Here is a 25,250-nt window from a genome sequence, read left to right on the forward strand (position 1 = left end):
GGGAGGCGGCCTTGTGGCTACCAGCTGACGGGCAGTTCGTGCAGCCCGTACAGCACGCCGTCGTGTTTGAACGGCAGTTCCTCCACCGGAACATCGAGCTTGAGCGTGGGGATGCGCTCGAACAGCTTCCGGTAGGCGATCTCCATCTCGACCCGGACGAGGTTCTGCCCCAGGCACTGGTGCACGCCGTAGCCGAAGGCGACGTGCTGCCGGGCGCTGCGGGACGGGTCGAACATGTGGGGGCACTCGAAGACGGCCGTGTCGTGGTTGGCCGCGGCCACCAGGGGCACGATGCCCTCGCCGGCCTTGACGAGCTGGCCGGAGATCTCGACGTCCTCGACGGCCACGCGCAGCGACACCAGGTCGGCGACGGAGTGGAAGCGCAGCGTCTCCTCGACGGCCCGGTCGTCGCCGATCCATTCGGGGTTCGTCAGCAGCGTCACCACGCCGAGGGCGATGTTGTTGGCCGTCGTCTCGTGGCCGGCGATGAGCAGGAGCAGCAGGACGCCCGACAGCTCCTGGGAGTCGAGCGCCCCGGTGGCCAGGAGCCTGCTGATCAGGTCGTCCCCGGGCCACTTCTCCTTGATGGCGACGAGCCGGTGGATGTACCGCAGGAGTTCCTTGGTGGCGGTGTCGCGCTGCTGGTCGGTCGAGGCCCGGATGGCGACCAGGGTGCGGGTGCGCGACTCGAAGAAGTCACGGTCGACGGGCGGCACGCCGAGCAATGTCGAAATGACCAGCGACGGCACCGGCAGCGCGAAGTCGGCGACCAGATCGGCGGAATTGCCGGCGGCCAGCATCGCGTCGATGCGCTCTTCCACGGTGCGCTCGATCGCCGGGCGCATCGCGCGGATGCGCCGCACGGTGAACTCGGGGATGAGCGCCTTGCGGAAGCGGTCGTGCTCCGGCGAGTCCAGTCCCACGAACCAGCCGGGAATCTGGTCCTGCTTGGGGACGCCCATGGTCTGGCTGATGTTGGGGAATCCCTCGTGCTCCGGGTTGGAGCTGATCTTCGGGTTGGTCAGGACGGCCCGTACGTCCTCGTGCCGGGTGACCAGCCAGACCCGGTTTCCGTTCGGCAGATAGGAGAGGACGAGCCCCTCCTTCTCGCGGTAGTCGGTGTAGTGCGGGGGCGGAAACGCCACACCGGGTTTGCGCAGGGGAAAGTCGACCACGGTCGGCTCGGTGCTCGTCATGTCCATTCGTCCCGTCTCGGCAGCCGGAGGATGCGGTCAGCTCGCGCCGTGGAATTCACGGATCTTCCCGATCACGTAATCCTGGTCGCTGGCGGTCAGACCGGTATGGGTGGGCAGGTACAGTCCGTCCTCCGCGAAGCGGTTCGCGTTCAGCGTCGGCCAGTGCGGGGCGAGGTATTCCGGCTGCCGGCTCATCGGCTTGAAGAACACCCGGGTCTCGATTCCCGCGTCCGCGAGGAACGCACGCAGTTCCTCGCGGCGTTCCGATCGGATGTCGTACATCCACAGCACGTCCCGGGGCGGCATCAGGGTGATGCCGGGGATGCCGGCCAGGCCCTCGTCGTAGCGCTTCTCTATTTCCGCGCGGGTGGCCAGGATGTCGTCGAGCCGCTCGGTCTGCGCCAGGGCGACGGCGGCCTGCATGGCCGTCATCCGGAAGTTGTAGGCGACCTTCTTGTGCAGGAAGTTGTGTTCCTTGCTGAAGGCCATGCCGCGCAGGTGGGCGAGCTGGCCGGCCAGCCGGGGGTCGTCGGTCAGGCAGATGCCGCCCTCGCCGGAGGTGATGATCTTGTTGGCGAACAGCGAGAAGCAGGCGATGTCGCCCACGGGACGCACGCCGTGGGCTTCGGCGGAGTCCTCGACCACCCGGAGGTTGTACTGGAACGCGATGTCCATGATGGCGTCCATGTCGCAACGCCGGCCGTAGATGTGGACGGGCATGATGGCCTTCGTCCGCGGCGTGATCTTCTCCTCGATGCGGGTGACATCGATATTGAGATCGTCCGCGCAGTCCACGAAGACGGGCGTCGCCCCCGTGTAGGTGACGGCCCACGCGGTGGCCACCATGGTGAATTCCGGCACGATCACCTCGTCGCCCGGACCGATGCCCAGCGCCCGCAGGGCCAGGGTGAGGGCGGCCGTCCCCGAGGAACAGGCGACGCCGTGCGCGATTCCGTTGTACTCCGCGAACGCCTTCTCGAACCGCTGCACATAGGGACCCTGGGAAGAGATCCACCCGTCCCCGATCGTGCCGGTGACGTATTCGAGTTCTCGCCCGTCGAGATGGGGCCGGGAAACGGGATACTTGAACGACATGGATATCTCCCTTGTCATGCCAGAGCGGGAAGGCCGAGGATCAGGTCCGCCGCGGTCTGCCGACCGCCCGCGGCCCGCTGCAGCGCCCCGAGCCGTTCCGCGTTCTCGCGGAACGAGGGCTCGCCGAGGACCCGGGTGAGCTTGTCGACGACGTCGTCGGGGGCGATGGTCTGGGGCCGGTCGAGCGTCAGACTGATGCCGAAGTCTCGGCCGCGGACGGCCTGGTCGAAGCAGTCGACCCACAGGGGCCGCACCACCAGGGGCTTGCCGAAGTACACGCCCTCGTGGAAGCCGTTGCCACCGCCGTGCGTGAAGAACACCTTGACGTTGGGGTGGGCCAGGACGTCGAGCTGCGAGGGCACCCAGCTCTCGATGCGCAGATTGCCCGGCAGCGATTCCGCCGGCGGCAGCAGGTGCTGCTGTTCCTTCGGCAGTTTCCACAGGATCTGGTGCTCGCCGTCCAGCCGCCGGGCGACCTCCACCAGCGCGCCGACCTGGTCCCGCGTCAGCCGGGTGATCGTGCCGAAGCCCATGTAGACCACGGACGACTGGGCGTCCAGCCAGCGGGAGAGCTCCCCGTCGTCCTCACCGGCCTCCGGCAGGGGCGGCATCATCGCGCCGACCAGACGCACCTTCTCGGGCATCTCGAACGGGTAGTCCAGCTCGGCGATCGAATTGCACAGGACCATCTCGGCCTTGTCGATCCGCGTCATCGGGCTGGGCGCCGGAAGACCGAGTTCCTTGCGGATACGGCCGTCCTCCTGGAGCACCTTTCCCATGGCGGGATTGAAGAACAGACCCATGGTCCGCAGCTTGAACAGCTCGTTCTGCAACCGCTGCACCACGTTCATCCGCCCCGGCAGACCGGAGTGCGGGACCGGGAAGTCCCGGGGGGTGTAGCCCTTCGCGAACGGATTCAGCGACGTCAGCACATTGCTGGCCACGAACGGCACGCTCAGCACGAACGGGATCTTGCGCGTGAGGGCCAGGTCGACCGCGAAGGCGCTCACGCAGTCGATGACCATCAGCGCCGGCCGGACCTCGTCGACGACCGCCTCGAGCCGCCGGTACTTCTTCGCCTGCAGAGCGGGCTTGTAGGACTGCTTGATGACCGCGCGGTGCGCCTTGAAACGCGATGCCTGAGTGACCTCGCGGTAGACGTCGTCGGGCCAGCTCACCGCCGACAGCTCGGGGATCACCTCACCGAGCGAGGCGAATTCCACCGGCGCCTTCACCGCCAGGTTCTCCACCTCGGCTCGCCGATTGTCGTCGGTGGCGAACCAGAGGTCCTCCACACCCCGGCGTGACAGCTCGGCCGCCAGCACGAGCAGCGGATTGAGCAGCCCGCTTTCCGGAAGACTGACGAACAGGATCGGCCGTCGGACGGGGTCCATGGATGTCCCTTTCAAGGTGGCTTCCGGGGCTCGACGAGCCATGTGCCCCGGGCGCGTGTGGCCGCACCCCAACTTGATCTCACGCCCGCTGCCGGGAAATCCTTAGACCTTCTCCCGCGAAGGGACACAAGGTCCCGGCGGCCCGTCGACTTGCCGTCGCGGCGGCACGACGGGTAAGCGGTGGACCATGACCCATACCTTCACCACGCGCACCCTCGACATCACGACCGGATCCCGCGAGACCGTGCACGACCTCACCGAGGCCTGTGCGGAATTCCTCCGCGAGGTCGCCCCCGGGCGCGACGGCCTGCTCAATGTCTTTGCGCCCCACGCCACTACCGGCCTGGCCATTCTCGAGACCGGCGCGGGCAGCGACGACGACCTCCTCGCCGCCCTGCACGACCTGCTCCCGGCCGACGACCGCTGGCGACACCGCCACGGCACCCCCGGCCACGGCCGCGACCACGTCCTCCCCGCCATCGTCCCGCCGCACGCCACACTGCCGGTGATCGGCGGCAGGCTGGAGCTCGGGACCTGGCAGTCCGTGGTCCTGGTCGATACGAACGTGGACAACCCGCAACGGCGGGTGCGGCTGTCGTTCCTGGGCTGAGCGGCGGGGGCCGGGTCCGAGGGCCCGTCAGGAGGGCCGCTGCGCCGCGCGTCCCACCGCGTCCACCAGCGGCACCATGCGGTAGGGCACGCGCTCGCGCAGCACCATCTCGGTGCGGGTGCGCACCACGCCGGGCAGCTGGACCAGCAGCTGGATGACGTCCTCCAGGTGCGCCGCGTCCCGCGCGACGACCCGCGCCATCAGATCACCGCCCCCGGTGATCGAGAACGCCTCGATGATCTCCGGTACGTCGGCGAGCGCGTTCGCCACCGTGTCCAGGTGGCCCTGGGTGACCTCTATGTGGACGAACGCCAGCACGGGGTGGCCCAGGGCGGCGGGGGACAGCCGGGGCCCCGTGCCGGTGATCACGCCGTCCCGCTCCAGCCGGTCGAGCCGGGCCTGGAGCGTGCCGCGCGCGATGCCGAGCACCCGCGCGTACTCCCGCACGCTCGTGCGCGGCTGCTCCAGCAGCAGCCGCAGGATCCTGGCGTCCAGCGCGTCCACGGCCATGGGCCATCGGCTCCCTCATGATCGAGATTCCGGGCCCGAACTGTACCAATGGCCCAGCCGTCAACGGGAAGGCGCCGCGGGGAGCGCGGCCGTATCAGGCGCCGGCCAGCGGAGGGCGCCGGCTGCTCAGCAGGGGCGCGGCCAGCTCGGCGAGCGCCCTCTCCAGGTCGTGCAGATGGGCCAGGGCCCGCTCGGCGCCCGGGTGGTGGTGCGGGGCGGCCGCGGCGGGGTCCGCGGCCGGGGCGCCGGGCGCTCCGGCCGGCACCAGGGCGTGCAGCGCCTCCTCGACCCGCTGGCAGGCGGCCGTGAGCCGGGCGTCGTGCGAGGCGTCGGGGTCCGCGGCGACCGCCGCGAGACCGCGCGCCTGGTGCACGCAGTCGTCGAGGTGCACCATGACCTGCCGCGCGCGTTCCCGGCGCTCCCGCAGGGGGCTGAGCGGGTGCAGCAGCGGGGCCAGGGAGATCCGTACCCGGCCGAGGAGGAGCTCGAGCTCGGCGACGTACGGGGCGGGGTCGGCCGCCGCGTCGCCCGCGAGCCGCCGCGCGGACGTCGCCGTGCAGTGCCGCACGGCCACCAGGGCGCGCCGGATCCAGGCGTCGGTGGCGGCGTGGGTGGTCACGGGCAGCACCACGGCGACGGCCACCGCCGCACCGAGGGCGCCCACGAGGGTCTGCTCGAAGCGCAGCGCCAGCAGACCGGGGTGCAGCACGCCGAGGAGCCCGTACAGCAGGCCGGCCATGACGGTCACGAAGAACATCATCCAGCTGTAGGAGAGCGCCGCGGTGTAGAAGATGCCGAAGACACAGGCGCCCACGAGGACGGCGGTGGGAACGGGCGCGCCGTGCAGCGGCACGGCGACGACCAGCCCGACGGCGATGCCGGCCAGCGTGCCGACGACGCGGCGGAAGCCGCGCACCAGGGTCTCGCCGCGCGAGGAGGTGTTGACGAAGATCCACCAGGCCGTACCGACGGCCCAGTACCAGCGCTCGTCGGAGATCGCCTGACCCACGCCGAGCGCGATGGCGCAGGCGAAGGTGTTCTGGAACGCCTGCCGGGTGGTGGGGCGGTCGAGCCCGCGTGCCGTCAGGGGCGCGGGCGCCACCGGCGGCGGCATGCGGCGCTCGAAGCACCACAGGCAGAAGCGGACGAGGCAGGACGCGGCGAGCGCCATGGCCATGGCCGCGTACAGCTCGGGCAGCTGACCCGGCACGGCGTGCAGGAACTGCGCCATGAAGAAGGTCATGAACCCGAAGATCCCCAGGGCGTGGCCGCGCGGGCCCCAGCGGCGCGCGTACACGCCGGCGAAGACGACGGCGAGGAACGCGGCGTCGCGCACCGGGGGGTGGTCGTGCAGCGCCGCCGCGAGGGCGAGCACCGGGAAGCCCACGACGGGCAGCCACGCGGTCGTCACGACCTGGGCGGCGACCTTGGCGTCAGTGACCGTGAAGAGCGCGAGCAGCGCGGCGAGACCGCCGGCGATCGTCGCGGCGAGCGAGTGGGTGGTCAGGTCGCAGACGGCCACGGCCAGCCCGACGCCGAGAACGGCCCGGGCCGAGCTGCGCAGCCGCAGCCGGCCCGGGTCCGGGGCCACGAACATCCTCTTCAGCAATCTCTTCCGGCTCCCTGCGCCTCAAAAGAAAGAGGCGCCGCGGGATCCGCAGCGCCATCGACTGGGATCATCAAACCATCCGCGCGCCCACTGGCTCAAGGGAAGACGAAACGACTGTGCCATTGGTGCAGCAGAAGGGCTGTGCGGTGCGCCATGGAGGGCCAACGGCCCTGCGGACCGGGACACGCGGCCGCGGAGGGCCCCTGCCGACCACGCGGCCAGCCGCCCGGTCGTGGGCGCCGACGGGCGTGGCGCAGCAGTACTCGCGGGGTGCGACAGGGCACTGTCAGTGGCTGCGTGTAGCGTCGTGTGCACACAGAGGTTCGACGGCCTGCGACGGGCCTCGGCGAGCTCGACGGGGAGGGCGGCAGTGATGACGGACAGCAGCCAGGACGGCCGGAGCAGCTGGAACGGGGCCGACGGCCGGCGGGGCCGGTGGGCCTACATCGGGTCGTTCACCGATGCGGGCGGCCCCGGCCTCACCGTCGCACGGGTCGACGCCGCCACGGGCGCCCTGACGCCCGTGCACTCCACCGACGCCGTCGTGAACCCCTCCTACCTCGCCCTCTCTCCCGGCGGCGACGTGCTCTACGCGGTGAGCGAGACCGACGAGGGCGCGGCCGCCGCCTTCTCCCTGGCGGACCCCGCACGGCCCGAGCCGCTCGGGCTGCCGGTGCCCGTGCGCGGCGAGGGCCCCACACACCTCGCGCTCGCCGGCCCCTGGCTGCTCACCGCCAACTACGGCTCCGGCAGCGTCAGCGCGCTCCCGGTCCGTACCGGGGGAGGGCTCGGCGCGCCGTCGGCGGTGCTCCCGCACCGCGGCCGCGGGCCGGTGGCGGACCGGCAGGCGGGGCCGCACCCCCACGCCGTCGTGCCCGATCCCTCCGGGCGGTGGCTGCTCTCCGTGGACCTGGGCACCGACTCGGTGTGGAGCTACGCGCTCGACCCGCTCAGCGGCGCCCCGAGCCCGCACCGCGAGGAGCGGATGCGGCCCGGCAGCGGGCCCCGGCACCTGGTCTTCCACCCGCGGGGCGACCGGGCCTACGTCCTCAACGAGCTCGACCCCACCGTCACGGCGTGCGCGTGGGACGCGGCGACGGGCACGCTGGAGCCCATCGGTGAGACGCGGGTGGTGCCCGCCGACGCCGGGCAGCGCACCTATCCCTCGGCGCCGGTCGTCTCCGCGGACGGGCGCTTCCTGTGGGCGGCCAACCGCGGCCACGACAGCATCGCCACCCTCGCCCTCGACGCACCGGGCGACGCCCCCGAGCTCCTCGGCACGGTCGGCTGCGGCGGCCACTGGCCCCGCGATCTGACGGCGCACCCGGACGGCCGTCTGCTGTACGCGGCGAACGAGCGCTCCGGGGACGTCACCTGGTTCACCGTCGACCCGGACACCGGAATACCGGCACGCGCCGGCTCCGTCGGGATACCGGCGGCGTCCTGCGTGCTCTTCTCCTGAGGCCGCCGCCCGGGCGGCGGCCGTGCATCGTGCCGGAGCGGGCCGGCACCTGCCCCCGACATGCCCGGAGGGGCCTCCGGACGACGGAAGCCCCTCTCGTACGGGTCTGCGCAGGCGCGTCAGCGCACCGGCGCGCCCTGCAGCGACGGCTGGGTGGCGATGCCCAGCGCGGCCGCGTACTTGGCCAGCGCGAGCTTGCCGACCGCGGGGTACGCGCCCAGCGGCTCGGCGGCCGAGCAGCCGGCCTCCTTCGCGGCCATGGCCGTCAGCGTCTCGTCGACCTCGGGGCCGATGAGGCAGGGGGCGAGCGCCAGGTTCCGGGAGCCGGAGCCCCGCAGCTGGTCGGCGGCGCGGGCGACGGCGCCCTCCTCGTCCAGCGCGGCGGCCAGCACCGGCACCGCCAGGCGGGCGGACAGCAGCATGCCGGTGATACCGGCGGCCTGCACGGCCTCCTCGCCACCGACCGTCGCCAGGACGATGCCATCGGCAGCCGTTGCAACTGTGAACAGTCGTGCGCGGTCGGCGCGGGCCAGGCCGGCCTCGGAGAGCCGGACGTGCAGCGCCTCGGCGAGCAGCGGGTGCGGGCCGAGCGTGTCGGTGAGCTCGCTGGCCGAACCGCTGTTCATGACGGACTGGCGTATCCGCCGCAGCACCGCGCTGTCCGGACCGGCCAGGAGCGGCACCACGACGGCGTCGGGCGCCTGGGCCCAGGCGTCGGGGGTCTCGTCGGCGTTCTGCGCCTCAGCGGCTTCGCTGGTGCGAGCGGAGCGCTGGGCGGCCGCGTAGGCGAGGACGGTCTCCAGCGCGGGGAAGCCCTCGGTGTCCCCGTCGACGTCGATGTAGCCGATCCGGGCGTCCAGGCCCGGGAGCTCGGAGCGGGCGATGCTCAGGGACTCCTCGGCGAGGCGTCGGGTGGTGACACTGGGCGTCCCGGGCACGGCGAGCACCAGCGGGGGTGCACCCGCCGGAGCGGCCGCCGGCTCCGGCCGCCGGTGCCGTCCGGGCTGGCGGGGACGCGGCATTCGTACAGGCAGGCCATTCGCGGGCCCTGTGGGGGAGCTCATGGCGCCGCATGTTAGCCGTTCATAGGACTCGGACGTTCGAGTGGGGGTATCTGAACAACGTCTGTCCGGATTTGTTCATCGGTTCGAGCGATAAAGACGGATGTGATCAGCAAACGACGCTGAGCAGCATATCGTCGATGGGGAACGTCAGGCTGTCCGTCGCCAAAGCCCGGGCCACATGCAGTGCGCCCGTCAGCGGATCGCCCGCGGCGGCGGTGCGGCGCACTTGGGGAAGTTGCTTCTGCAACTCCTTGTGCAACGGCCCGAGGAGCGGTTCCCCCATCCGGAACACTCCTCCGGTGAGCGCCACTTCGCGGCGGCCGTGCGCGAGCGGCGGCGGGCAGGCGGCCGCGGCGGCCTCGGCGATGTGCCGGGCGGCGGTACGCAGGATGCCGGCCGCGACCGGGTCCTCCGGTGCGCACCGGCCCACCTCCGGGGCGAAGGAGGCCAGGACGGCCGGCCGGTCGGACCGCGGATAGAGCGTGCCGGGCAGCGTCCGCGCCGGGCCGAACACGGCCTCCAGGCGCGCCAGTAGCGCGGGCGAGCCGCCTGTGCGGCCGTCGTAGGCGCGCATCGCCGCCTCGAGCCCCGCCCGCCCGATCCAGGCGCCGCTGCCGCAGTCGCCCAGCAGATGACCCCAGCCGTCCACGCGCCGCCAGCCGCCCTGCGGCGTCAGGTCGGTGCCGAGCGCGACCAGCCCCGTACCGGCGGCCACGACCACGCCCGCCCGCTGGCCGAGGGCGCCCGCATAGGCGGTCACGGCGTCGGAGGCCAGGGCGAGCCGGCCCGCCCCGAGCTCCTCGCGGAGCGCGTCGGGCAGGACGGCGCGCAGGTCGTCCCCGAGGGTGGACATGCCGGCGGCGCCCACGCAGACGGCCTCGCAGCGGGTGGAGCCGGCCTTGCGGAGCAACTCACGGGCGGCGGGCAGCACACGGTCGAGGAGGCCCCGCGCGTCGATCCCCCTGCCGCCGGTGCCGACCGGCACCGGCGAGGACCAGGCGAGGGCCTCGCCCGCGCCGTCGGCCCGGGCGAGGGCGACCCGGATGCCCGAGCCGCCCGAGTCGACCCCCAGTATCCGGCCGGACAGGGACCCCATGCGTCCCGTCACCCGGACCCGTGGGCACCGGATGCGGCCGCGGGCCGGACGGCCACGGCGGCACCCGTGCTCGTACGAAGCGACATGGCGGGCACCTTACCGCCGGCCGTGCCCCGGCGTCAGGGGAGCTGCCAGTCCACCGGGGCCGAACCCTGCCGTGCGAGCAGGTCGTTGGCCCGGCTGAACGGCCGCGAGCCGAAGAAGCCGCGGTCCGCGGACATGGGGGAGGGGTGCGCGGACTCCACGCAGGGGATCCCGCCCAGCAGCGGGCGCAGATTGCGCGCGTCGCGCCCCCACAGCACGGCGACCATCGGCTTGCCGCGGTCGACCAGGGCACGGATCGCCTGCTCGGTGACCTCTTCCCAGCCCTTGCCGCGGTGTGCGGCGGGCTTGCGCGGGGCGGTGGTCAGGGCCCTGTTGAGGAGCAGGACGCCCTGCCGGGTCCACGGGGTCAGGTCCCCGTTGGACGGCCGGGCCAGGCCCAGGTCGGTGTGCAGCTCGCGGAATATGTTCTCCAGGCTGCCCGGCAGCGGCCGCACCTCGGGTGCGACGGAGAAGCTCAGGCCGACGGCGTGCCCGGGCGTGGGGTAGGGATCCTGACCCACGATCAGTACTCGTACGTCGTCGAACGGTTGCTGGAAGGCGCGCAGCACGTTGGCGCCCGAGGGCAGATAGGTCCGGCCCGCCGCGATCTCGGCGCGCAGGAAGTCGCCCATCGCGGCGATCCGCCCGGCCACCGGCTCGAGTGCCTTGGCCCAGCCCGGTTCGACGATCTCGTTCAAGGGTCTAGCCACGGAGCGTCACTCTACTGGCTCAGCCGGTGCTCGGACGAACGCGCCCGTCGGACGCCGGCGGGGGCCGGCGCCCGAGTGCGGGCGCCGGCCGTCAGATGGCCCAGGCGTACTGGTCGGGAACGCGCGTCTCGCCGCCCAGCGCGCTCGCGGCGCGGCGGGCCCAGGCGGGGTCGCGCAGGAGTTCGCGGCCCAGCAGGACCGCGTCGGCCCGCTCCCCGGCGACGATCTCCTCGGCCTGCTGAGGGTCCGTGATCAGGCCCACCGCGGCCACGGGCAGCCCGGTCTCCTCCTTGACCCGCTGGGCGAACGGCGCCTGGTAGCCCGGGCCCACGGGGATGCGGGCGCCGGGGGCGAGGCCGCCGGAGGAGACGTCGAGCAGGTCGACGCCGTGGGCCCGCAGTTCACGCGAGAGGCGGACGGTGTCGTCGGCCGTCCACCCCTCGCGGGGGTCCTCGGCGTTCTCCGTCAGCCAGTCGGTGGCCGAGACGCGGAAGAACACCGGCAGCTCCTCGGGCCACTCCGCGCGGACGGCGTCCACGACCTCCAGCGCGAGGCGGATGCGGTTCTCGAACGAGCCGCCGTACTCGTCGGTGCGGTGGTTGCTGTGCGGGGAGAGGAATTCGTGGATGAGGTAGCCGTGGGCGCCGTGCACCTCGACGACCTCGAAGCCAGCCTCCCGGGCCCGCCGTGCGGCGGCACCGAACTGCCCCACTATCTCCTTGATCTGTGCGACGGTCAGCTCCTCGGGCACCGGGTGGCCGTCCTTGAACGGGACGGGGCTCGGCCCGACCGGCTGCCAGCCCTCCTCCGGGCCGACGGGCTCGCCGCCGCGCCAGGGGCGGTCGGTGGCGGCCTTGCGGCCGGCGTGGGCGATCTGGATGCCGGGCACGGTGCCCTGGTCCTTGAGGAACGCCGTGATCCTGCGCAGCGCCTCCACCTGGGTGTCGTTCCACAGGCCCAGGTCGGCGGGGCTGATCCGGCCCTCCGGACTGACGGCGGTCGCCTCCACCAGGATCAGGCCGGTGCCGCCGGCGGCGCGGGAGGCGTAGTGCGAGAAGTGCCAGTCGTTCGCGACACCCGCGCCGGGCCCGAACACCTCGGCCGAGTACTGGCACATCGGTGCCATCCAGACGCGGTGGGGGATGGTCAGCGACCGCAGGGTCAAGGGCTGGAACAGGTTGCTCACGACAGGCTCCGTTCGAGTTCGAGGCGGGCTCGGCTTCACTCTGCTCGTACGATAACCCTCGTACTACGATGAATGTCAAACTACGAAGGTCCTCGTACAATGGAGCCGCCCCAGCCGCCCGGAGAAGGAGCAGCCATGACGACGCGGACCAGCCGCTCCCTCGAGCACCCCGCCCGCGAGGAGATCCGCCTCGAGGGCGTCCTGCACGCCTTCTCCGACCCGATGCGGCTGCGGATCCTGCGGGCACTGGCGGCCGAGGCGGAGGCCGAGCAGTCGTGTTCGGTCTTCGACCTGCCCGTCAGCAAGTCCACCACCACGCACCACTTCCGGGTGCTGCGCGAGAGCGGCGTCATCCACCAGATCTACCGGGGGACGGCGAAGATGAACTCCCTGCGCCGCGACGACCTCGACGCGCTCTTCCCCGGACTGCTCGACAGCGTCCTCGCGGCCTACGCCGGCCAGTGCGCCCGGCTCGGCGGCGAGGCCCACGCCGCCGGAGCGGCCTGCGAGGACTGACGGCGGGGCGGCGCGGTGGTGGGGCTCAGCCCTGCCCGCGGGCCGCCGCGAGTAGCCCGTCCCAGTCCGGGATCTTCACCGTGCCGCGGCCCAGCCGCTGCCCGAGCGCGGCCTCGGCCGCCTCGATCCCCAGCCAGCCCGGCCACCGCACCGGCTCCTGCCCCGCCAGCCGCAGCGCGTCGAGGGAGTCCTCCGGCAGCGGCCGCTTGCCGAAGGCGTCGGCGTCGGCCAGCAGCGAGGCCACCGTCTCCTTGGCGCACGAGCGGTTGGTGCCGATCACCCCGGTCGGCCCGCGCTTGATCCAGCCCGCCACGTACTCACCGGGCGAGGGGACGCCGTCGCGCAGTACCCGCCCCCGGTCGTGCGGGACCGTCCCGTTCTCCGGGTCGAACGGCAGCCCGGGGATCGGTACGCCCCGGTAGCCCACCGATCGCAGCACCAGCTGTGCCTCGATCTCCTCGAACCGCCCCGTCCCCACCACGCCCCCGCGCCCGTCCGGCTCCGTGCGCTCGAACCGCACCGCCCGCACCGCGTCGTCGCCGAGCAGGGCGACGGGCCGCAGGAAGAACCGCAGCCGGATCCGCCGCCCGCGCCCCCGGCCGCCCTCCCGGGCCCAGCCGTGCAGCACCTCCACGTTGCGCCGGGCGGCCGCCGGCAGCCCCGACGCGTCCGCCCACGCCGGGTCCAGAGCCGCCTCCCCGCCCTCCACGAGCGCCTCCGCGCCCGGCAGCGCCCCCAGCTCGCGCAGCTCCTTCGTGGTGAACTTCGCCTGCGCCGGGCCGCGCCTGCCCACCATGTGGATGTCCGCCACCCGGCTGTCCGCCAGCGCCGCCAGGGCCGCGTCGGGCACGTCCGTGGCCCGCAGCTCGTCCGCGCCCCGGGCCAGCACCCGGGCCACGTCGACCGCCACGTTGCCGACGCCGATGACGACGGCCGAGCGCGCCCCGAGAACGAATCCGCCGGGTGCGGCATCCGGGTGAGCGCTGTACCAGGAGACGAACTCCGTGGCCGAGAAGCTCCCCGGCAGGTCCTCGCCGGGGATCCCCAGCCTCCGGTCGGCCGCCGCGCCCACGCAGTAGACGACGGCGTGGTAGAGGTCCAGCAGCCGCCGCGGCGCGAGCCCGTCGCCCACCCGGACGTTGCCGAGGAAGGTCACCGCCGGGTGCTCAAGGGCCTCCCGCAGGTTGTTCTGCAGCGACTTGATCTTCTCGTGGTCCGGGGCGACCCCGTAGCGCACCAGCCCGTACGGGCAGGGCAGCCGGTCGAGCACGTCCACGGTCACCCCGGGGACGTCCCGCTGCTGCACCAGGGCCTGGGCGGTGTAGACCCCACTGGGTCCCGATCCGACGACTGCGACGCGAAGCACGGAGGGCTCCTTCCCGCGAGTGCGTCCAGGATCCCACCGGGAGCCGGGTTACGGGAGGTGCGACGCCCGGAACCGGCCCCCCGCCCGTTGCCGGTGCCGCCCGCCCCTCAGACGCCCGGGGGCGGCGGCTGCGCGCCGGGCGGGAAACCGAGCTCCCAGGCGAGCCCGTACCGCTGGAACAGCTCCGCCCGCAGCAGCCCGGCCGGCATCGGCGCCCCCGGCACCAGGACCGCCATCACCGCGCCCATCAACTGCGCCCGCAGCAGCCGGTAGTCGTTCTCCGGGTCGGCCGAGCCGTAGCGCGCCACCGTGTCGCGCAACAACGACGCCAGCCGCTGCTGCTCCGGGCACTGGATGAAGCCCTCCGCCGTCAGGATCCCCGCCATGTGCGTGCGCATCAGCCGCGGCCGCTCCCACGCGAGCCCGAGAACCGCGTCGATCGCCCGCGCCAGCAGCGCGCGCCCGTCCTCCGTGCGCGGTTCGCGCTCCAGACAGGACGCCAGCTCCAGGTGCATCAGCCGGTGCACGGCGGACTGCAGCAACTGCCGCTTGCCGGGGAAGTAGTACGACACCAGCCCCCGCGCCGTACCGGCCCGGTCCGCGATGTCCGCCAGCGTCGTCGCCTCGAAGCCGCGCTCCTCCACCAGCTCCACGGTCGCCCTCAGCAGGCGTTCGCGGGAGCGGCGGCGCAACTCCTCGTTGGCCGCGGCGCTGCGCGGTGACATGCGTTTAATCTCCTGCGTTGACTGGCTCCGAGCCAATATACTCAGGGGGCTGCCGGTTGTCCTGGCACTGAGCAGGGCGTATTCGGTACGGCCGTTGGATCGGGCGACGCGGGGGATCGTCCGATCCAACGGCCTTTCTCTTTCCGCCCCTTGTCCTTGGCCTTTTCCGCCCGTTTTCCCCTCAGTCGGCGAGCTCGCCCGCGTGCGGGGAGAGGACGCCCGCGCCGACCAGGGCGAAGAGGAGCAGTCCGAGCAGAATGCGGTAGACGACGAACGGCATGAAGCTCCTGCTGGAGATGAAGCGCATGAACCATGCGATCACGGCGTAGCCGACGACGAAGGCCACGAGCGTAGCGAAGACCGTCTGCGGCCACGCCGTGTGCCCGTCGCCCGCGTCCTTGAGCTCGAAGAGGCCGGACGCGAGGACGGCGGGGACGGCCAGGAGGAAGGAGTAACGGGCCGCGGCCTCACGGGTGTAGCCGAGGAACAGACCGCCGCTGATCGTCGCACCCGACCGGGAGACGCCGGGAACCAGGGCCATGGCCTGGCACATGCCGAAGACGAGGCCGTCCTTGGTGTTCAGGAGCGTGAGGTCCTTGCGCCGCCGGACGGCACGGTGCCGTCCGCCCTTCTCGTCGCGCGCCGCCAGGCGGTCGGCGACGCCCAGCACGACGCCCATGACCACCAACATGGTCGCGATCAGCCGCAGATCCCGGAACGGGCCCTCGATCGCGTCCTTCAGTGCCAGGCCCAGCACGCCGATCGGGATCGAGCCGACGATCACGAGCCAGCCCATCGTCGCGTCGTGATCCCCGCGCATCCGCCGGTCCCACAGCGACCTGAACCACGCGGAGACGATGCGTGCGATGTCCTTGCGGAAGTAGATGAGGACGGCGGCCTCGGTGCCGATCTGGGTGATCGCGGTGAACGCCGCGCCCGGGTCCTGCCAGTCGGCGAACGCGGCGGTCAGCCGCAAGTGGGCGCTGGAGGAGATCGGCAGGAACTCGGTCAGTCCCTGGACGAGCCCGAGGACGAAGGATTCGAACCAGCTCATGAAATCTGCGCCATCCGATTAATGGTCACGGCCGGACGTCCGGATCCCGTGTGTTCGGTTTTGGTTTGCAGGCTCTCATCTTTTTGTAGATATATGCGCGTAGCACTGATCCCTGGGCCAATAATTCACGCACTGTACGCGCCTGTGTCAGGGCGAATTCATCTCACGACCCGGAGCGGTCGTCCGGCCTGCGCACCAGGGACTTGCGACGCCACGCCACCAGCACGGCCGCCAGCCCGGTGACCGCGATGAAAGCCGTCGCGGCGAGGAACGTGGGCGAGGTGGGCGACGCCGCGTGGCTGCCCGCGACCACGTAGGCCGCGGTGTTGGGCACGGTCCCCAGGCCCGTCGCCAGAAGGAACGGGGCCCATCCCATCCGGGAGACCGCCGCACAGTAGTTCGCCGCGGCGAACGGCACGCCGGGGAAGAGCCGCAGGGCCAGCATCGAACGGAAGCCGTGCCGGCTCAGCTGCCGGTCGGCGGCCTTCAGCCACCGCCCGCGCAGCAGCGGCCGCAGCGCGTCCTGCCCCAGCAGCCGGCCCAGGCCGAAGGCTATGCCCGAGCCCAGCACCGTGCCCGCGACGGCTCCCGCCGTACCGAGCGGCGCGCCGAACAGCGCACCCGCGGCCAGATTCAGCACCGGCCGCGGCACGAAGGCCGCCGTGCACAGCCCGTACGCCACCGCGAACAGCACCACGGCCGTGCCGCCGGAGAGCTGCGGCGGCCAGCCACCGGCGAGCAACCGCTCCGGACGGCAGAGCAGCACGGCCGTGACCGCGCCGCCGAGCAGCGCCACGAGCAGCCCCAGCCGGGCCCACGGCGACAGCAGCGCACGCACGCAGCGCTCGGCGGGGCCGGGGGACACGGCGGCGGTATCGAGCATCGAAGGAGCGTAACCGACACCGCTGTAAGGGCGATGTGATGTCACCGAGCCGGTACGGAACCACAAGCGAACGGTCACTTCCCGTCCCTCCGGCCGCCCTCCGGACGGCCCGGTGAGCACGAACGGCCGCACGCGAAAATCGCTCGACGCGCCCCCGGGCGTGCGCGAGCATCGGAGCATGTGCCGGCGGGGCATCCATCCCGAAGAGCTCGAAGAAGGAGTCATGCCCCAGCAGGCGTACGCGCGCACCAAACCCCATCTCAACATCGGCACCCTGGGCCACGCCCACCACGGCAAGACCACCCTGACCGCCGCCATCACCCGCATCCTCGGCACCCACGGCACCGCCGCCTTCGCCCCCGTCGACCGCCTCGACCGGGCGCCCGAGGAAGCGGCACACGGCGGCTCGGTGCACACCGCACACGTCGAGTACGAGACGGACACCCGCCACTACGCCCACGCCGACCTGCCCGGCGGCGCCCGATTCGTCAAGAACATGATCGCGGGAGCGGCCCGGCTCGATGGCGCGATCCTCGTCGTCAGCGCACTCGACGGCGTCATGCCGCAGACCGCCGAGCACGTGCTGCTCGCCCGCCGGGCCGGCATCGAGCACCTCGTGGTCGCCCTCAACAAGGCCGACGTCGCCGGACCCGAGCTCACCGAGCTCGTCGAGCTGGACGTCCGCCGCCTGCTCACCGCCCACGGCCTCGCCGGGCACCGCATCCCCGTCGTACGGGTCTCCGCCCTGCGCGCCCTGCTGGGCGACCCGCGGTGGACCGGGACCGTCGAGGCGCTGCTGGACGCCGTCGACACCTACGTCCCCACGCCGGTGCGCTACACCGACGCCCCCTTCCTGATGCCGGTCGAGCGCGTCCTGACCATCCGCCGGCACGGCACGGCCGTCACCGGCGTCGTCGAGAGCGGCACGGTCCGCCTGGGGGACCGCGTCGAACTCCCCGCGGAGTTCGGGGGGACGCACGTCACCGGACTGCAGACCTTCCGCCGCCCCATGGAGGCCGCCGAGGCCGGCGACAGGGTGGCACTGCTGCTGCGCGGAGTGATGCACCAGCACGTGCTGCGCGGCGACGTGGTCACCGCCCCCGGCAGCGTCACACCGCGCCGGCGCTTCACCGCGCGGGCACGCCTGCTGACGACGGACGCGGGCGGCCGCCGCACGCCCCTGCGCACCGGCTTCCGGGCCCAGTTCCACCTGCGGACCGCCGACGTGACCGGCGAGATCGACCTCGGCCTGCGCGGCACCGCCCACCCCGGCGAGACCGTGACCATGACGGTCGCGCTGGATCGCGCGCTCGCGCTCGAGGCCGGCCTCGGCTTCGCGCTCCGGGAAGGCGGCCGCACCCTCGCGACGGGGACGGTCACCGCCGTCCTGGGATGAGCGCCGCGTGGCGGCGCCTGGACGCACCGGGACGAGGGGGTCGGCACAATAGAGAGGTGGACGAACCGATACCCGTGACCCGTGACGTCGACTGGGGCACCGCCAAGCTCATGCCCGACGTGGACCGGGCACGGGCCTGGCTGCTGACCGTCGACGGCGCACCTCAGTCGTACGTCGACCTGGACGACCCCACCTACCTGGAGTTCGAGTACGCCCGCCGCCTCGCCCACGTCCTGGACACGGTCGCCGAGCCCGGCCGGCCCCTGGACCTGCTCCACCTGGGCGGCGGCGCCCTGACCCTGCCCCGCTACGCGGCTGCCACCCGGCCCGGTTCGCGCCAGCTGGTCGTCGAGGCGGACCGGGGCCTGATCGCCCTGATCGGCGAGCACCTCCCGCTGCCGGAGGGATCGGGCATCGAGGTGCGCGCGGGCGACGCGCGGGCGGCCCTGGAGGCCGCCCCCGATGCCTCCGCCGACATCATCGTCGCGGACGTCTTCGGCGGCTCCCGGGTGCCCGCACACCTCACGTCCCTCGAATACGCCCGCACCGCGGCACGGGTGCTGCGCCCCGACGGGCACTACACCGCGAACCTCGCGGACGGTGCGCCCTTCGACTTCCTCCGCGCCCAGGTGGCCACGTTCGCCGCCGTCTTCGCGCACCTGTGCCTGATCGCGGAGGGCCCCATGCTGCGGGGCCGCCGCTTCGGCAACGCTGTACTGGTGGCCGCGCACACGGAACTGCCCGTGGCCGCGCTCGCGCGCCGCGCCGCCGCCGACGCCTTCCCGGCCCGGGTCGAGCACGGGGCCGCGCTCGCACGGTTCGCCGCCGGGGCGGTTCCGGTGGGCGACGCGGAGGCGGTGGCCTCGCCCGAGCCGCCCGGCGGCGCGTTCAGCGTCGGCTGAGGCGACGGCCGGTACCGCCGCCGGGCCCGGGCGGCTCGGGGCAGGAGGATCAGGAGGTCAGGAGGACTTCAGCGGGCGGAGCGAGCTCATGATCTTCTTGATGGTCTCGTCCGGGAGCTCCCCGTCGAAGCCCGTGGCGGCGTAGAGCACCCACGTCGCCAGATCGCCGTTGGTGTCCTTGTACGTCACCGTGAAGGCCTTGCCGTCGGTCACGCACTTGCCGGTCTTCTTCACCCCGGTGACCGTCGCGGAGGCCGTGTAGCCGGTGATGCCGTGGTCGCTCTTGAAGGGCTGGGCCTTCGTCTGGTTGAACTTGCCGGTCTGCTTCTGGTCGAAGGCCGCGTAGACCCAGTTGAGGGCCTCGATCTCGGCGGCGCTCGCCTCGCTCTTGGCGCCCTGGGCGCCCTTGGTCCCGGCGGACCCCCGCTTGTCGTTCTTTTCGCACTCGCCCTTTTTGTACGAGGCGGTGGCGGACATCGCGACGAGGCCCTTGCCCTTGTCGTCCTCGAAGCCGTGGGACATGGTCGGCGACTCGACCTCCCAGTCCGACGGCACGTCGAACGCGTTGTGCCGCTTGGAGCTGATGACGGTCTTCCAGCCGTCGATCACCGGCTTGATCTCGCCGCCCGCGCGCGGGTTGTCCTCGGGGGCCTCCGCGGTCGCGCTCGGGGACGCCGGCGCCGAGGCGGACGGCTGGGCGCCGCCCTTCGCCGTGGGCTCCTTGTCGTCGCCGTCGCCACCGAGCACCATCACACCGGTGATCACGGCGGCGGCGACCACGGCGATCGCCGCGGTGATGGCGATGATCGTGGTGCGCTTGTTACCGCCGCCACCGCCCGGCTGCGGGCCACCGGGTGTGGCCGGAGCGGTCCACTGCGCGGGGCCCGGCTGCTGGGCGCCCGGCTGCGTCGCGTAGGGGTTGGGCTGCTGATAGCCCGGCTGCTGGTACGGGTTGTGCTGCGGGTATCCCGGCTGCTGGTACGGGTTCTGGTGAGGGTCCTGCGGGTTCTGCTCGCCCCCGGGCGCCTGCTGTCCTGGCCACATGGCCGATAACCATAGAGGGCGATGGTGACACTTGTGGTCCCCGCCCCTTCCCGGTTGTGCTACTGGCTGGTAACTTTCGGGCCATGTCACAGACCCAGCCCTCGATCGGCGAAGCCCTCGTGGCCACCGTGCCCATGGCCCGTACCCTCAACCTCGTCTTCGAGGAGACCACCGCGGAGCGCGCCGTGGTCCGCCTGCCCGACCAGCCCGACTACCACAACCACGTCGGGGGCCCGCACGCCGGCGCGATGTTCACCCTCGCCGAGTCCGCGAGCGGCGCCATCGTCCTGGCCGCCTTCGGCGACCAGCTCGCGCGCGCCGTGCCGCTGGCCGTCCGCGCCGAGATCGGCTACAAGAAGCTCGCCATGGGCCCCGTCACCGCCACCGCCGAGCTCGGCCGCCCGGCCGCCGACGTGGTCGCCGAGCTGGACGCGGGGCAGCGCCCCGAGTTCCCCGTGCGCGTCTCGATCACGCGCGAGGACGGCGCGGAGACCGGCGAGATGACCGTGGTGTGGACGCTGCGGCCCAATGCGTAGCCGCTGACATCGGCCCATCGGCCCTGGTACACGGGAAGCCCCGAAGCGCAGCAGCGCTTCGGGGCTTCTCTGTGGAGGTCCTCCGGTTGTCGGCGAGCGATCAGCTGCCGTCCACCAGATCGGCGATGACCAGGGCGGTGACGCTGCCCTTGAACAGCCAGTCCCGGCCCGGGGAGGCGGGCCGCAGCTGCAGCTTCGCCGACACCATGCCGTTCTTCTTGCCGCCCGTCGGCAGGTCCAGCTTGATGTGCTCGTGGCCGACGCCGTATTCGAGGGGCCGCTCGTACTCGAGCACGAAGGACTTCAGCGACACATTGATGACGGGCTGGTTGTCGTCGTCCAGACGGACCTTCCCGGGGAGGGTGAAAGTCCCACTCCCTATCTCGCCGTCGATGCAGCTTCCGTTGTCCACGTAGATGGGGACCTCGGTCATGTAAAGCGCCATGGTGCTTCCTCCTGAACGATGTGATGGTGCCGTTGATTCCTGCGGGGGAATTCCCGCGGAAGTTCGCGCCGGTCCTCGGTCGTGCTACTTGTCCACGACGGTGATGGACGAGGAAGGCGAAGTGACGTCGCCCACCCGGAAGCTCAGCTCCGTCCCGCCGAGCGTGGCGTTTCCGGGGGCTTTCACCGCGACCCAGATCAGGGCCGTGGAGTCCTTGCCGGACAGGGCCAGGTCGACGTTCTCGAAGGTGAGGGTCTGGCCGTCCGGCGACAAGGCCCCGTTGTACTGACCGCCGTTCTGTACGGTCAGCTGGTACCCGGGATCGCCCTGGGCGACGAACTGCAGTCGCCTGCCCGGGGGGAGGGTCACCCGGACGTTCTGCGGAGGGACGGGGTCATCCTGGTTGGCCCGCAGGTTCACACCCGGGTAACCGGTCCCGCCGGCGCGTGCCAGCGGCATCGACCCGCCCCTGTACACCGAGAACCGGGCCACGGGCGCCCCGACCCTCAGGTCCACCTGACCGCCCAGCCGTGTGGTGTTCAGCTGCGCGTGGATCCGCATGGGGCCCTGCTGGGATCCTGCCTGCACCGCTCCTGCGGGAACGGAAAGCCATCCGTCGACGCCCGTCTTCCCGGGGTACGTCAGTGTTGCCCGGCCGTCGTGCACGAAGTGGGAGCCGGTCGCGCTCGGATCCAGGATCAGCGATACCTGCTGCGAGGAGAGCGGCTGGTTGGCCTCGTCCGAGAACTGCACGCGGAAGCCGTCGAACGGGGTGTCCGTCGGAGCGGTGAGGGGGTTGTCCGGGGAGGTCTCCGGGGCCGTCCTGGCGATCCGGTAGTCGTGCGCCGGAACGGAGAGCCGCACCGAGACACAGGCCAGTTGGGTGCCGGTCGTGTACCGGTTGGTGGTGTCGTCCGCGAAGGAGAGGTACGCGTTCGACGACAGAGCGATGAAGGACCGCTGGTACTGCTTCCACTGCCGCACCCAGCTGCCGCCGGAAATCGCCACCCTCGGCGGCTCGGGGACGCTGACGTACTCCTGGTCCAGCGCCTTCCCGTCATCGCGCGACATTCCGTCGTTGACCTTGTAGCGCATCCTCGTGGCGTGCGGGGGCTCTTCCCCGTACCAGGGTGCCCCGGCCCAGAACGTGACGTCGTACTGCGCTCCGGGTATCAGGTCGGGGAGGAGCTGCCCGATGTACCCGTGACGGTTGTCGCCCCGGCCGACGAGGTCGATCGCGTTGCTGCCGTCGACCCGGTCCTCCATGTCGCTCTTGGCGAAGGCGTACATGTGGGTGGAGACGTCGACGTATTCTCCCGCGTTCACGCCGGGATCGGGCTGCCCGTTGGGGTTGCCGCTGCCGCCGTAGTCCCAGTAGCGGAGCGATACGTTCGCGCCCTTGGCGAGCGCTTGGCTGTAACCGCACTTGCTGTCCGTGAAGACCGGACGGTGCTTGAAGTTTCCGTCCTTCACCAGGTTTGGGTTCCCGTCATCGCTGCCGGCGGCAGCCGATTCCATCTGTTCGGGTAAGTGCGAGGGCACGGAGATTCTCCTTGTCTCTTATTTCGCCGAGAGGGGCGTCGCCGAGTGGGGTGCGCCCGCCACGCGGAACGTCGTCCGTCGCTTCGCTTCGTGCAGCGACTCGACGGCTTCGCACCAGAGGTCGAGATCGGGGGTCGCGCTCAGCTGCGCGGAGCGCGCTTTCGCCCGGCGGGACGCCCGCTCCCAGTTCTTCGGGTCCCGCAGCGACTGCAGGGCGTGCATCCAGGCGTTCAGGTCGTCGCGGTAGGCGAAGATGCCCGCGTCGCCGAGGGACTCGACCAGCCCCGGGGTGGGGTGGGCGATCACCGGGATGCCGGACGCGAAGGCCTCCACTGCCACGCGCCCCCAGGACTCGTACAGGCTCGGCATGAGCATCACGCGCGATCGGCTGTAGACGTGCTCACGCATCTCGTTCCCGGGCACGCCGTCGACGATTTCGCAGTTGGGCAGGCGCGTCGGCGGTTTGGTCTGTTGTCCGTAGGCGCCGCGGACGCCCAGGAACTTCCATTCCGGGGTCCAGGCGGCGATCTGCCAGAAGATCTCGCCGCCCTTGTCGGGGTTGAGGTTCACCAGGGTCGCGCGGTCGCCCGGGGTGGTGCGGTAGTGCTCCGCTATGACGGGTGGGCGGACGACGATCGTGCGGCGGGGCAGGAACTCGCGGGGGTACCGCCCGTAGTGGATCTCGCCGTCGCGCCGGATCCACTCGCTGTTGTAGACGACGAGATCGGCTCCCGCCGCGTCGTGGAAGCTGGCGGCGAAGTTGTCGTGGCAGATCACGACCACGGGGATCTGCCGGGCCCTGGCGAGCCCCGACACGATGGGAACGTTCTCGTACTGGGACAGGAGTACGTCGGCTTTCTGCGCCTCGGCGGCGAATTCGGCGCCCTCCTGATACGGGACGACCCGCACTCCGTCGATGTCGTACGTCTTCTCGATGGTCCCGGGGTGCGACAACCAGACCGACACGCGGTGGCCGCGCTCGCTCAGGGGGCGCAGCATCGAGTGGAGCATCCACTCGGATCCCGCGTTGTGGGCCGGGGGATATCCGTACACCCGGGCCACGATGGACATGCTGCGCGACCTGGTGGCCGCGGACAGTCGGGGTGGGCGGGCCGTCACCGTGTTCACCTGAATGCGCTCCTTCCGGTTGATGAGGGCGATGCGGCGGTCATCAGGCCGGCTTGTCCACATGGACGGGCGTGGAGCCCGAGGTCTGGTCGCCCACGCAGAAGGTCAGGCTCATCGCGTCCTTCGACGCCGGGGCGCCGTCGGCGGCCTTCACGGCGACCCAGGCCACAGACGTCGCCCCCTTCCCCGACAGGGCCGGATTGACGCCCTGGAAGGTGAGGGCCTGCCCGTTCGACGACAGGGTCCCGCGGTAGGTCTTCTTGTTCTTCTGGGCGTCCTCGACGGTCAGCAGGTAGCCCGTTCCGCCCTGGGCGACGAACCGCAGCCCCTTGCCGCGGGGGAGGGCCACATAGACGTCCTGCGGAGAGACCGTGCCGCTGTCCCGGGCCTGCAGCCCCACACCCGGGTAGCCAACCGGGTTGGCGGAATTCAGCGTCACGTCCGGCGGGCCACCGGGAGTCACCGAGAACGGGATGCGGTCCACGACGCGGATCAGCGTGGAGCCCGACGTCTGGTCACCCACGCAGAAGGTCAGGTACGTCTCTCCCCGCCGGGCGTTGTCGGAGGCCTTCACCGCCAGCCACGCCGTGGACTTCGACCCCTTGTCCGACAGGGCCGGGTCGACGCCCTCGAAGGTGACGGCCTGGCCGTCCGACGACAGGATCCCGCGGTAGGTGTTCGTGTGCCCCCGGGCGTCCAGCACGGTCAGCAGGTAGTCGCCCCCGCCTTCGGGGACGAACTGCAGACCCTTGCCCCGGGGCAGGGCCACGTAGACGTCCTGCGGCGGCACCGTTCCGGTCTCGCCCGCCTGCTGCAGACGCACTCCCGGGTAGCCGGTCTCGCCGGCGGGGGCGAGGGCCACGTCCGGCGGGCCCCCGGGAACCACCGTGAACAGCGCGGCGGGCCGGCCGTCGGGAGACGACTGTGCGTCGAAACTCAGGGCCTCGACAGCGGTCATCGCGATTTTCCTTTCACTCGGGACACTTGAATGAGTGATGCGGGGGAATTCAATGGAGCGTGTTCGGCGGTATTCCGGGCGGGATGGGCTCGGCCATTCGAGATCGTGGTCGAGGCGACCGCCGAACACGGAGAGAAACGTACGGGCCCCGGAACGCGGGGGTCAAAGCAGAGATTCGGCAAGGGCGGATCAACGCGCCAGGCCTTTTCCGCGCCCTGTCGTGTGCTGCCCGCCCGGCCTGTGCGGGGCGTGAAAACCGCCGCTGAGCTGCGACGATGGGAGCGTTTATCGGGATGGACGCATTACGCAACACGCGTTGACATTAAACGGTATATTCTCTTCCGTTTGCTGGATCCGCATGAGAAGTTCCTGGTCAGGGGCGTGTTTCCGGTCGTTTACGTGTTTCCGTCGCACGTGGGCCGAATCTCGTCGGAATTCTCACCCGGAGTGACCGTCCCGCGCCGGCCGGAACCATGGGCGTCATTTCGGCTGCTGGGGCCGAATCCCCACTGTGCGGTTCCGGCGTGCGGGCTCGGTCAGGGCGATCGTTCGGCCTTGTCAGCAGCCGTCTGCCCGGAGTGCGGCGCGGAAGAGGGAGAAAGCTGGAATGTTGAAAGCTGATGGAACTTCATGCCGTTCCATCGGTTTTCGGTAATGCCCATCTCGTGCGGATGCCGACCCCTCAACCGGAATGCCAACCGGAAGGCCTCTCGGTCGTTTATCGGGGGATCGTGGAGAG

Annotated in this window: 24 protein-coding genes; 6 read left to right on the forward strand and 18 right to left on the reverse strand. The window is 71.7% G+C overall.

What is annotated here, in order from left to right; translation table 11 throughout:
- Nucleotides 1-17: 17 nt before the first annotated feature.
- From AB0G59_RS18340 to AB0G59_RS18350, 3 genes are read right to left on the reverse strand one after another with little or no spacing between them, the layout of a single operon-like run.
- Nucleotides 18-1,196, reverse strand: a complete 1,179-nt coding sequence (locus AB0G59_RS18340; protein ID WP_360912756.1) for a cytochrome P450 — start codon at nt 1,194-1,196, stop codon at nt 18-20.
- Between the two features lie 36 nt (nt 1,197-1,232).
- On the reverse strand, nt 1,233-2,291 hold the full coding sequence (locus AB0G59_RS18345) for a DegT/DnrJ/EryC1/StrS family aminotransferase (RefSeq protein ID WP_360912758.1): 1,059 nt from the start codon (nt 2,289-2,291) through the stop codon (nt 1,233-1,235).
- 14 nt (nt 2,292-2,305) lie between these two features.
- Nucleotides 2,306-3,685: a glycosyltransferase gene (locus AB0G59_RS18350; protein ID WP_360912760.1), complete on the reverse strand. Its 1,380-nt coding sequence runs from the start codon at nt 3,683-3,685 to the stop codon at nt 2,306-2,308.
- A 187-nt stretch (nt 3,686-3,872) separates the two neighbouring features.
- Here AB0G59_RS18350 and AB0G59_RS18355 point away from each other — a divergent pair, with 187 nt between their 5' ends.
- Nucleotides 3,873-4,295, forward strand: coding sequence for a secondary thiamine-phosphate synthase enzyme YjbQ (locus AB0G59_RS18355; protein WP_360912762.1), 423 nt, complete (start codon nt 3,873-3,875; stop codon nt 4,293-4,295).
- A gap of 27 nt (nt 4,296-4,322) precedes the next feature.
- Here AB0G59_RS18355 and AB0G59_RS18360 read toward each other — a convergent pair whose 3' ends face one another.
- Complete coding sequence (locus AB0G59_RS18360) at nt 4,323-4,805, reverse strand: Lrp/AsnC family transcriptional regulator (protein ID WP_071962182.1); 483 nt, start codon at nt 4,803-4,805, stop codon at nt 4,323-4,325.
- A 94-nt stretch (nt 4,806-4,899) separates the two neighbouring features.
- Nucleotides 4,900-6,402 carry an FUSC family protein gene (locus AB0G59_RS18365; RefSeq protein WP_360912959.1) on the reverse strand — a complete coding sequence of 501 codons (1,503 nt, stop codon included), beginning with the start codon at nt 6,400-6,402 and terminating at the stop codon, nt 4,900-4,902.
- 385 nt (nt 6,403-6,787) lie between these two features.
- Here AB0G59_RS18365 and AB0G59_RS18370 point away from each other — a divergent pair, with 385 nt between their 5' ends.
- Nucleotides 6,788-7,876, forward strand: a complete 1,089-nt coding sequence (locus tag AB0G59_RS18370) for a lactonase family protein (protein WP_360912764.1) — start codon at nt 6,788-6,790, stop codon at nt 7,874-7,876.
- Nucleotides 7,877-7,995: 119 nt separating this feature from the next.
- Here AB0G59_RS18370 and AB0G59_RS18375 read toward each other — a convergent pair whose 3' ends face one another.
- The 4 genes from AB0G59_RS18375 to AB0G59_RS18390 form a co-directional block, all read right to left on the reverse strand.
- Nucleotides 7,996-8,940: a hypothetical protein gene (locus tag AB0G59_RS18375; RefSeq protein ID WP_360912766.1), complete on the reverse strand. Its 945-nt coding sequence runs from the start codon at nt 8,938-8,940 to the stop codon at nt 7,996-7,998.
- A gap of 106 nt (nt 8,941-9,046) precedes the next feature.
- Nucleotides 9,047-10,036: a BadF/BadG/BcrA/BcrD ATPase family protein gene (locus AB0G59_RS18380; protein ID WP_360912768.1), complete on the reverse strand. Its 990-nt coding sequence runs from the start codon at nt 10,034-10,036 to the stop codon at nt 9,047-9,049.
- A 119-nt stretch (nt 10,037-10,155) separates the two neighbouring features.
- Entirely contained in the window at nt 10,156-10,830 is a 675-nt protein-coding gene (locus tag AB0G59_RS18385) for a uracil-DNA glycosylase (RefSeq protein WP_360912770.1), read from the reverse strand.
- A gap of 91 nt (nt 10,831-10,921) precedes the next feature.
- Nucleotides 10,922-12,016, reverse strand: a complete 1,095-nt coding sequence (locus tag AB0G59_RS18390; protein ID WP_360912772.1) for an NADH:flavin oxidoreductase/NADH oxidase — start codon at nt 12,014-12,016, stop codon at nt 10,922-10,924.
- A 135-nt stretch (nt 12,017-12,151) separates the two neighbouring features.
- On the opposite strand from AB0G59_RS18390, the gene AB0G59_RS18395 reads away from it, so the two are divergent.
- Nucleotides 12,152-12,532, forward strand: coding sequence for a helix-turn-helix transcriptional regulator (locus AB0G59_RS18395; protein WP_360912774.1), 381 nt, complete (start codon nt 12,152-12,154; stop codon nt 12,530-12,532).
- A 25-nt stretch (nt 12,533-12,557) separates the two neighbouring features.
- On the opposite strand, the gene AB0G59_RS18400 is transcribed toward AB0G59_RS18395, so the two are convergent.
- The 4 genes from AB0G59_RS18400 to AB0G59_RS18415 all read right to left on the reverse strand — a co-directional run bounded on the left by AB0G59_RS18400 (nt 12,558) and on the right by AB0G59_RS18415 (nt 16,560).
- Complete coding sequence (locus AB0G59_RS18400) at nt 12,558-13,898, reverse strand: FAD-dependent oxidoreductase (RefSeq protein WP_360912776.1); 1,341 nt, start codon at nt 13,896-13,898, stop codon at nt 12,558-12,560.
- Between the two features lie 107 nt (nt 13,899-14,005).
- Complete coding sequence (locus tag AB0G59_RS18405; RefSeq protein ID WP_360912778.1) at nt 14,006-14,623, reverse strand: helix-turn-helix domain-containing protein; 618 nt, start codon at nt 14,621-14,623, stop codon at nt 14,006-14,008.
- Between the two features lie 181 nt (nt 14,624-14,804).
- Nucleotides 14,805-15,677 (reverse strand): undecaprenyl-diphosphate phosphatase, encoded by an 873-nt coding sequence (locus AB0G59_RS18410; RefSeq protein WP_360912780.1) that lies wholly within the window; start codon nt 15,675-15,677, stop codon nt 14,805-14,807.
- A 163-nt stretch (nt 15,678-15,840) separates the two neighbouring features.
- Nucleotides 15,841-16,560, reverse strand: coding sequence for a TVP38/TMEM64 family protein (locus tag AB0G59_RS18415; protein ID WP_360912782.1), 720 nt, complete (start codon nt 16,558-16,560; stop codon nt 15,841-15,843).
- A 223-nt stretch (nt 16,561-16,783) separates the two neighbouring features.
- Here AB0G59_RS18415 and AB0G59_RS18420 point away from each other — a divergent pair, with 223 nt between their 5' ends.
- Both AB0G59_RS18420 and AB0G59_RS18425 read left to right on the forward strand, forming a co-directional pair.
- On the forward strand, nt 16,784-17,956 hold the full coding sequence (locus tag AB0G59_RS18420; protein WP_360912783.1) for an elongation factor Tu: 1,173 nt from the start codon (nt 16,784-16,786) through the stop codon (nt 17,954-17,956).
- A 56-nt stretch (nt 17,957-18,012) separates the two neighbouring features.
- Nucleotides 18,013-18,858 (forward strand): fused MFS/spermidine synthase, encoded by an 846-nt coding sequence (locus AB0G59_RS18425; RefSeq protein ID WP_360912785.1) that lies wholly within the window; start codon nt 18,013-18,015, stop codon nt 18,856-18,858.
- Nucleotides 18,859-18,915: 57 nt separating this feature from the next.
- Here AB0G59_RS18425 and AB0G59_RS18430 read toward each other — a convergent pair whose 3' ends face one another.
- Complete coding sequence (locus tag AB0G59_RS18430) at nt 18,916-19,902, reverse strand: proline-rich domain-containing protein (RefSeq protein WP_360912787.1); 987 nt, start codon at nt 19,900-19,902, stop codon at nt 18,916-18,918.
- 83 nt (nt 19,903-19,985) lie between these two features.
- On the opposite strand from AB0G59_RS18430, the gene AB0G59_RS18435 reads away from it, so the two are divergent.
- Entirely contained in the window at nt 19,986-20,438 is a 453-nt protein-coding gene (locus AB0G59_RS18435; protein WP_360912789.1) for a DUF4442 domain-containing protein, read from the forward strand.
- Between the two features lie 100 nt (nt 20,439-20,538).
- Here AB0G59_RS18435 and AB0G59_RS18440 read toward each other — a convergent pair whose 3' ends face one another.
- From AB0G59_RS18440 to AB0G59_RS18455, 4 genes are all read right to left on the reverse strand, one after another.
- Nucleotides 20,539-20,883 (reverse strand): hypothetical protein, encoded by a 345-nt coding sequence (locus tag AB0G59_RS18440; protein WP_360912791.1) that lies wholly within the window; start codon nt 20,881-20,883, stop codon nt 20,539-20,541.
- Between the two features lie 84 nt (nt 20,884-20,967).
- The gene (locus AB0G59_RS18445; protein ID WP_360912793.1) at nt 20,968-22,425 is read right to left on the reverse strand and encodes a hypothetical protein; all 1,458 of its coding nucleotides are present in this window, start codon (nt 22,423-22,425) and stop codon (nt 20,968-20,970) included.
- Nucleotides 22,426-22,443: 18 nt separating this feature from the next.
- Nucleotides 22,444-23,553 (reverse strand): glycosyltransferase family 4 protein, encoded by a 1,110-nt coding sequence (locus AB0G59_RS18450; RefSeq protein WP_360912794.1) that lies wholly within the window; start codon nt 23,551-23,553, stop codon nt 22,444-22,446.
- 43 nt (nt 23,554-23,596) lie between these two features.
- Nucleotides 23,597-24,511, reverse strand: coding sequence for a hypothetical protein (locus tag AB0G59_RS18455; protein WP_360912796.1), 915 nt, complete (start codon nt 24,509-24,511; stop codon nt 23,597-23,599).
- Nucleotides 24,512-25,250 lie beyond the last annotated feature (739 nt).

Source organism: Streptomyces sp. NPDC021096 (assembly GCF_040641275.1).
Lineage (GTDB): Bacteria > Actinomycetota > Actinomycetes > Streptomycetales > Streptomycetaceae > Streptomyces.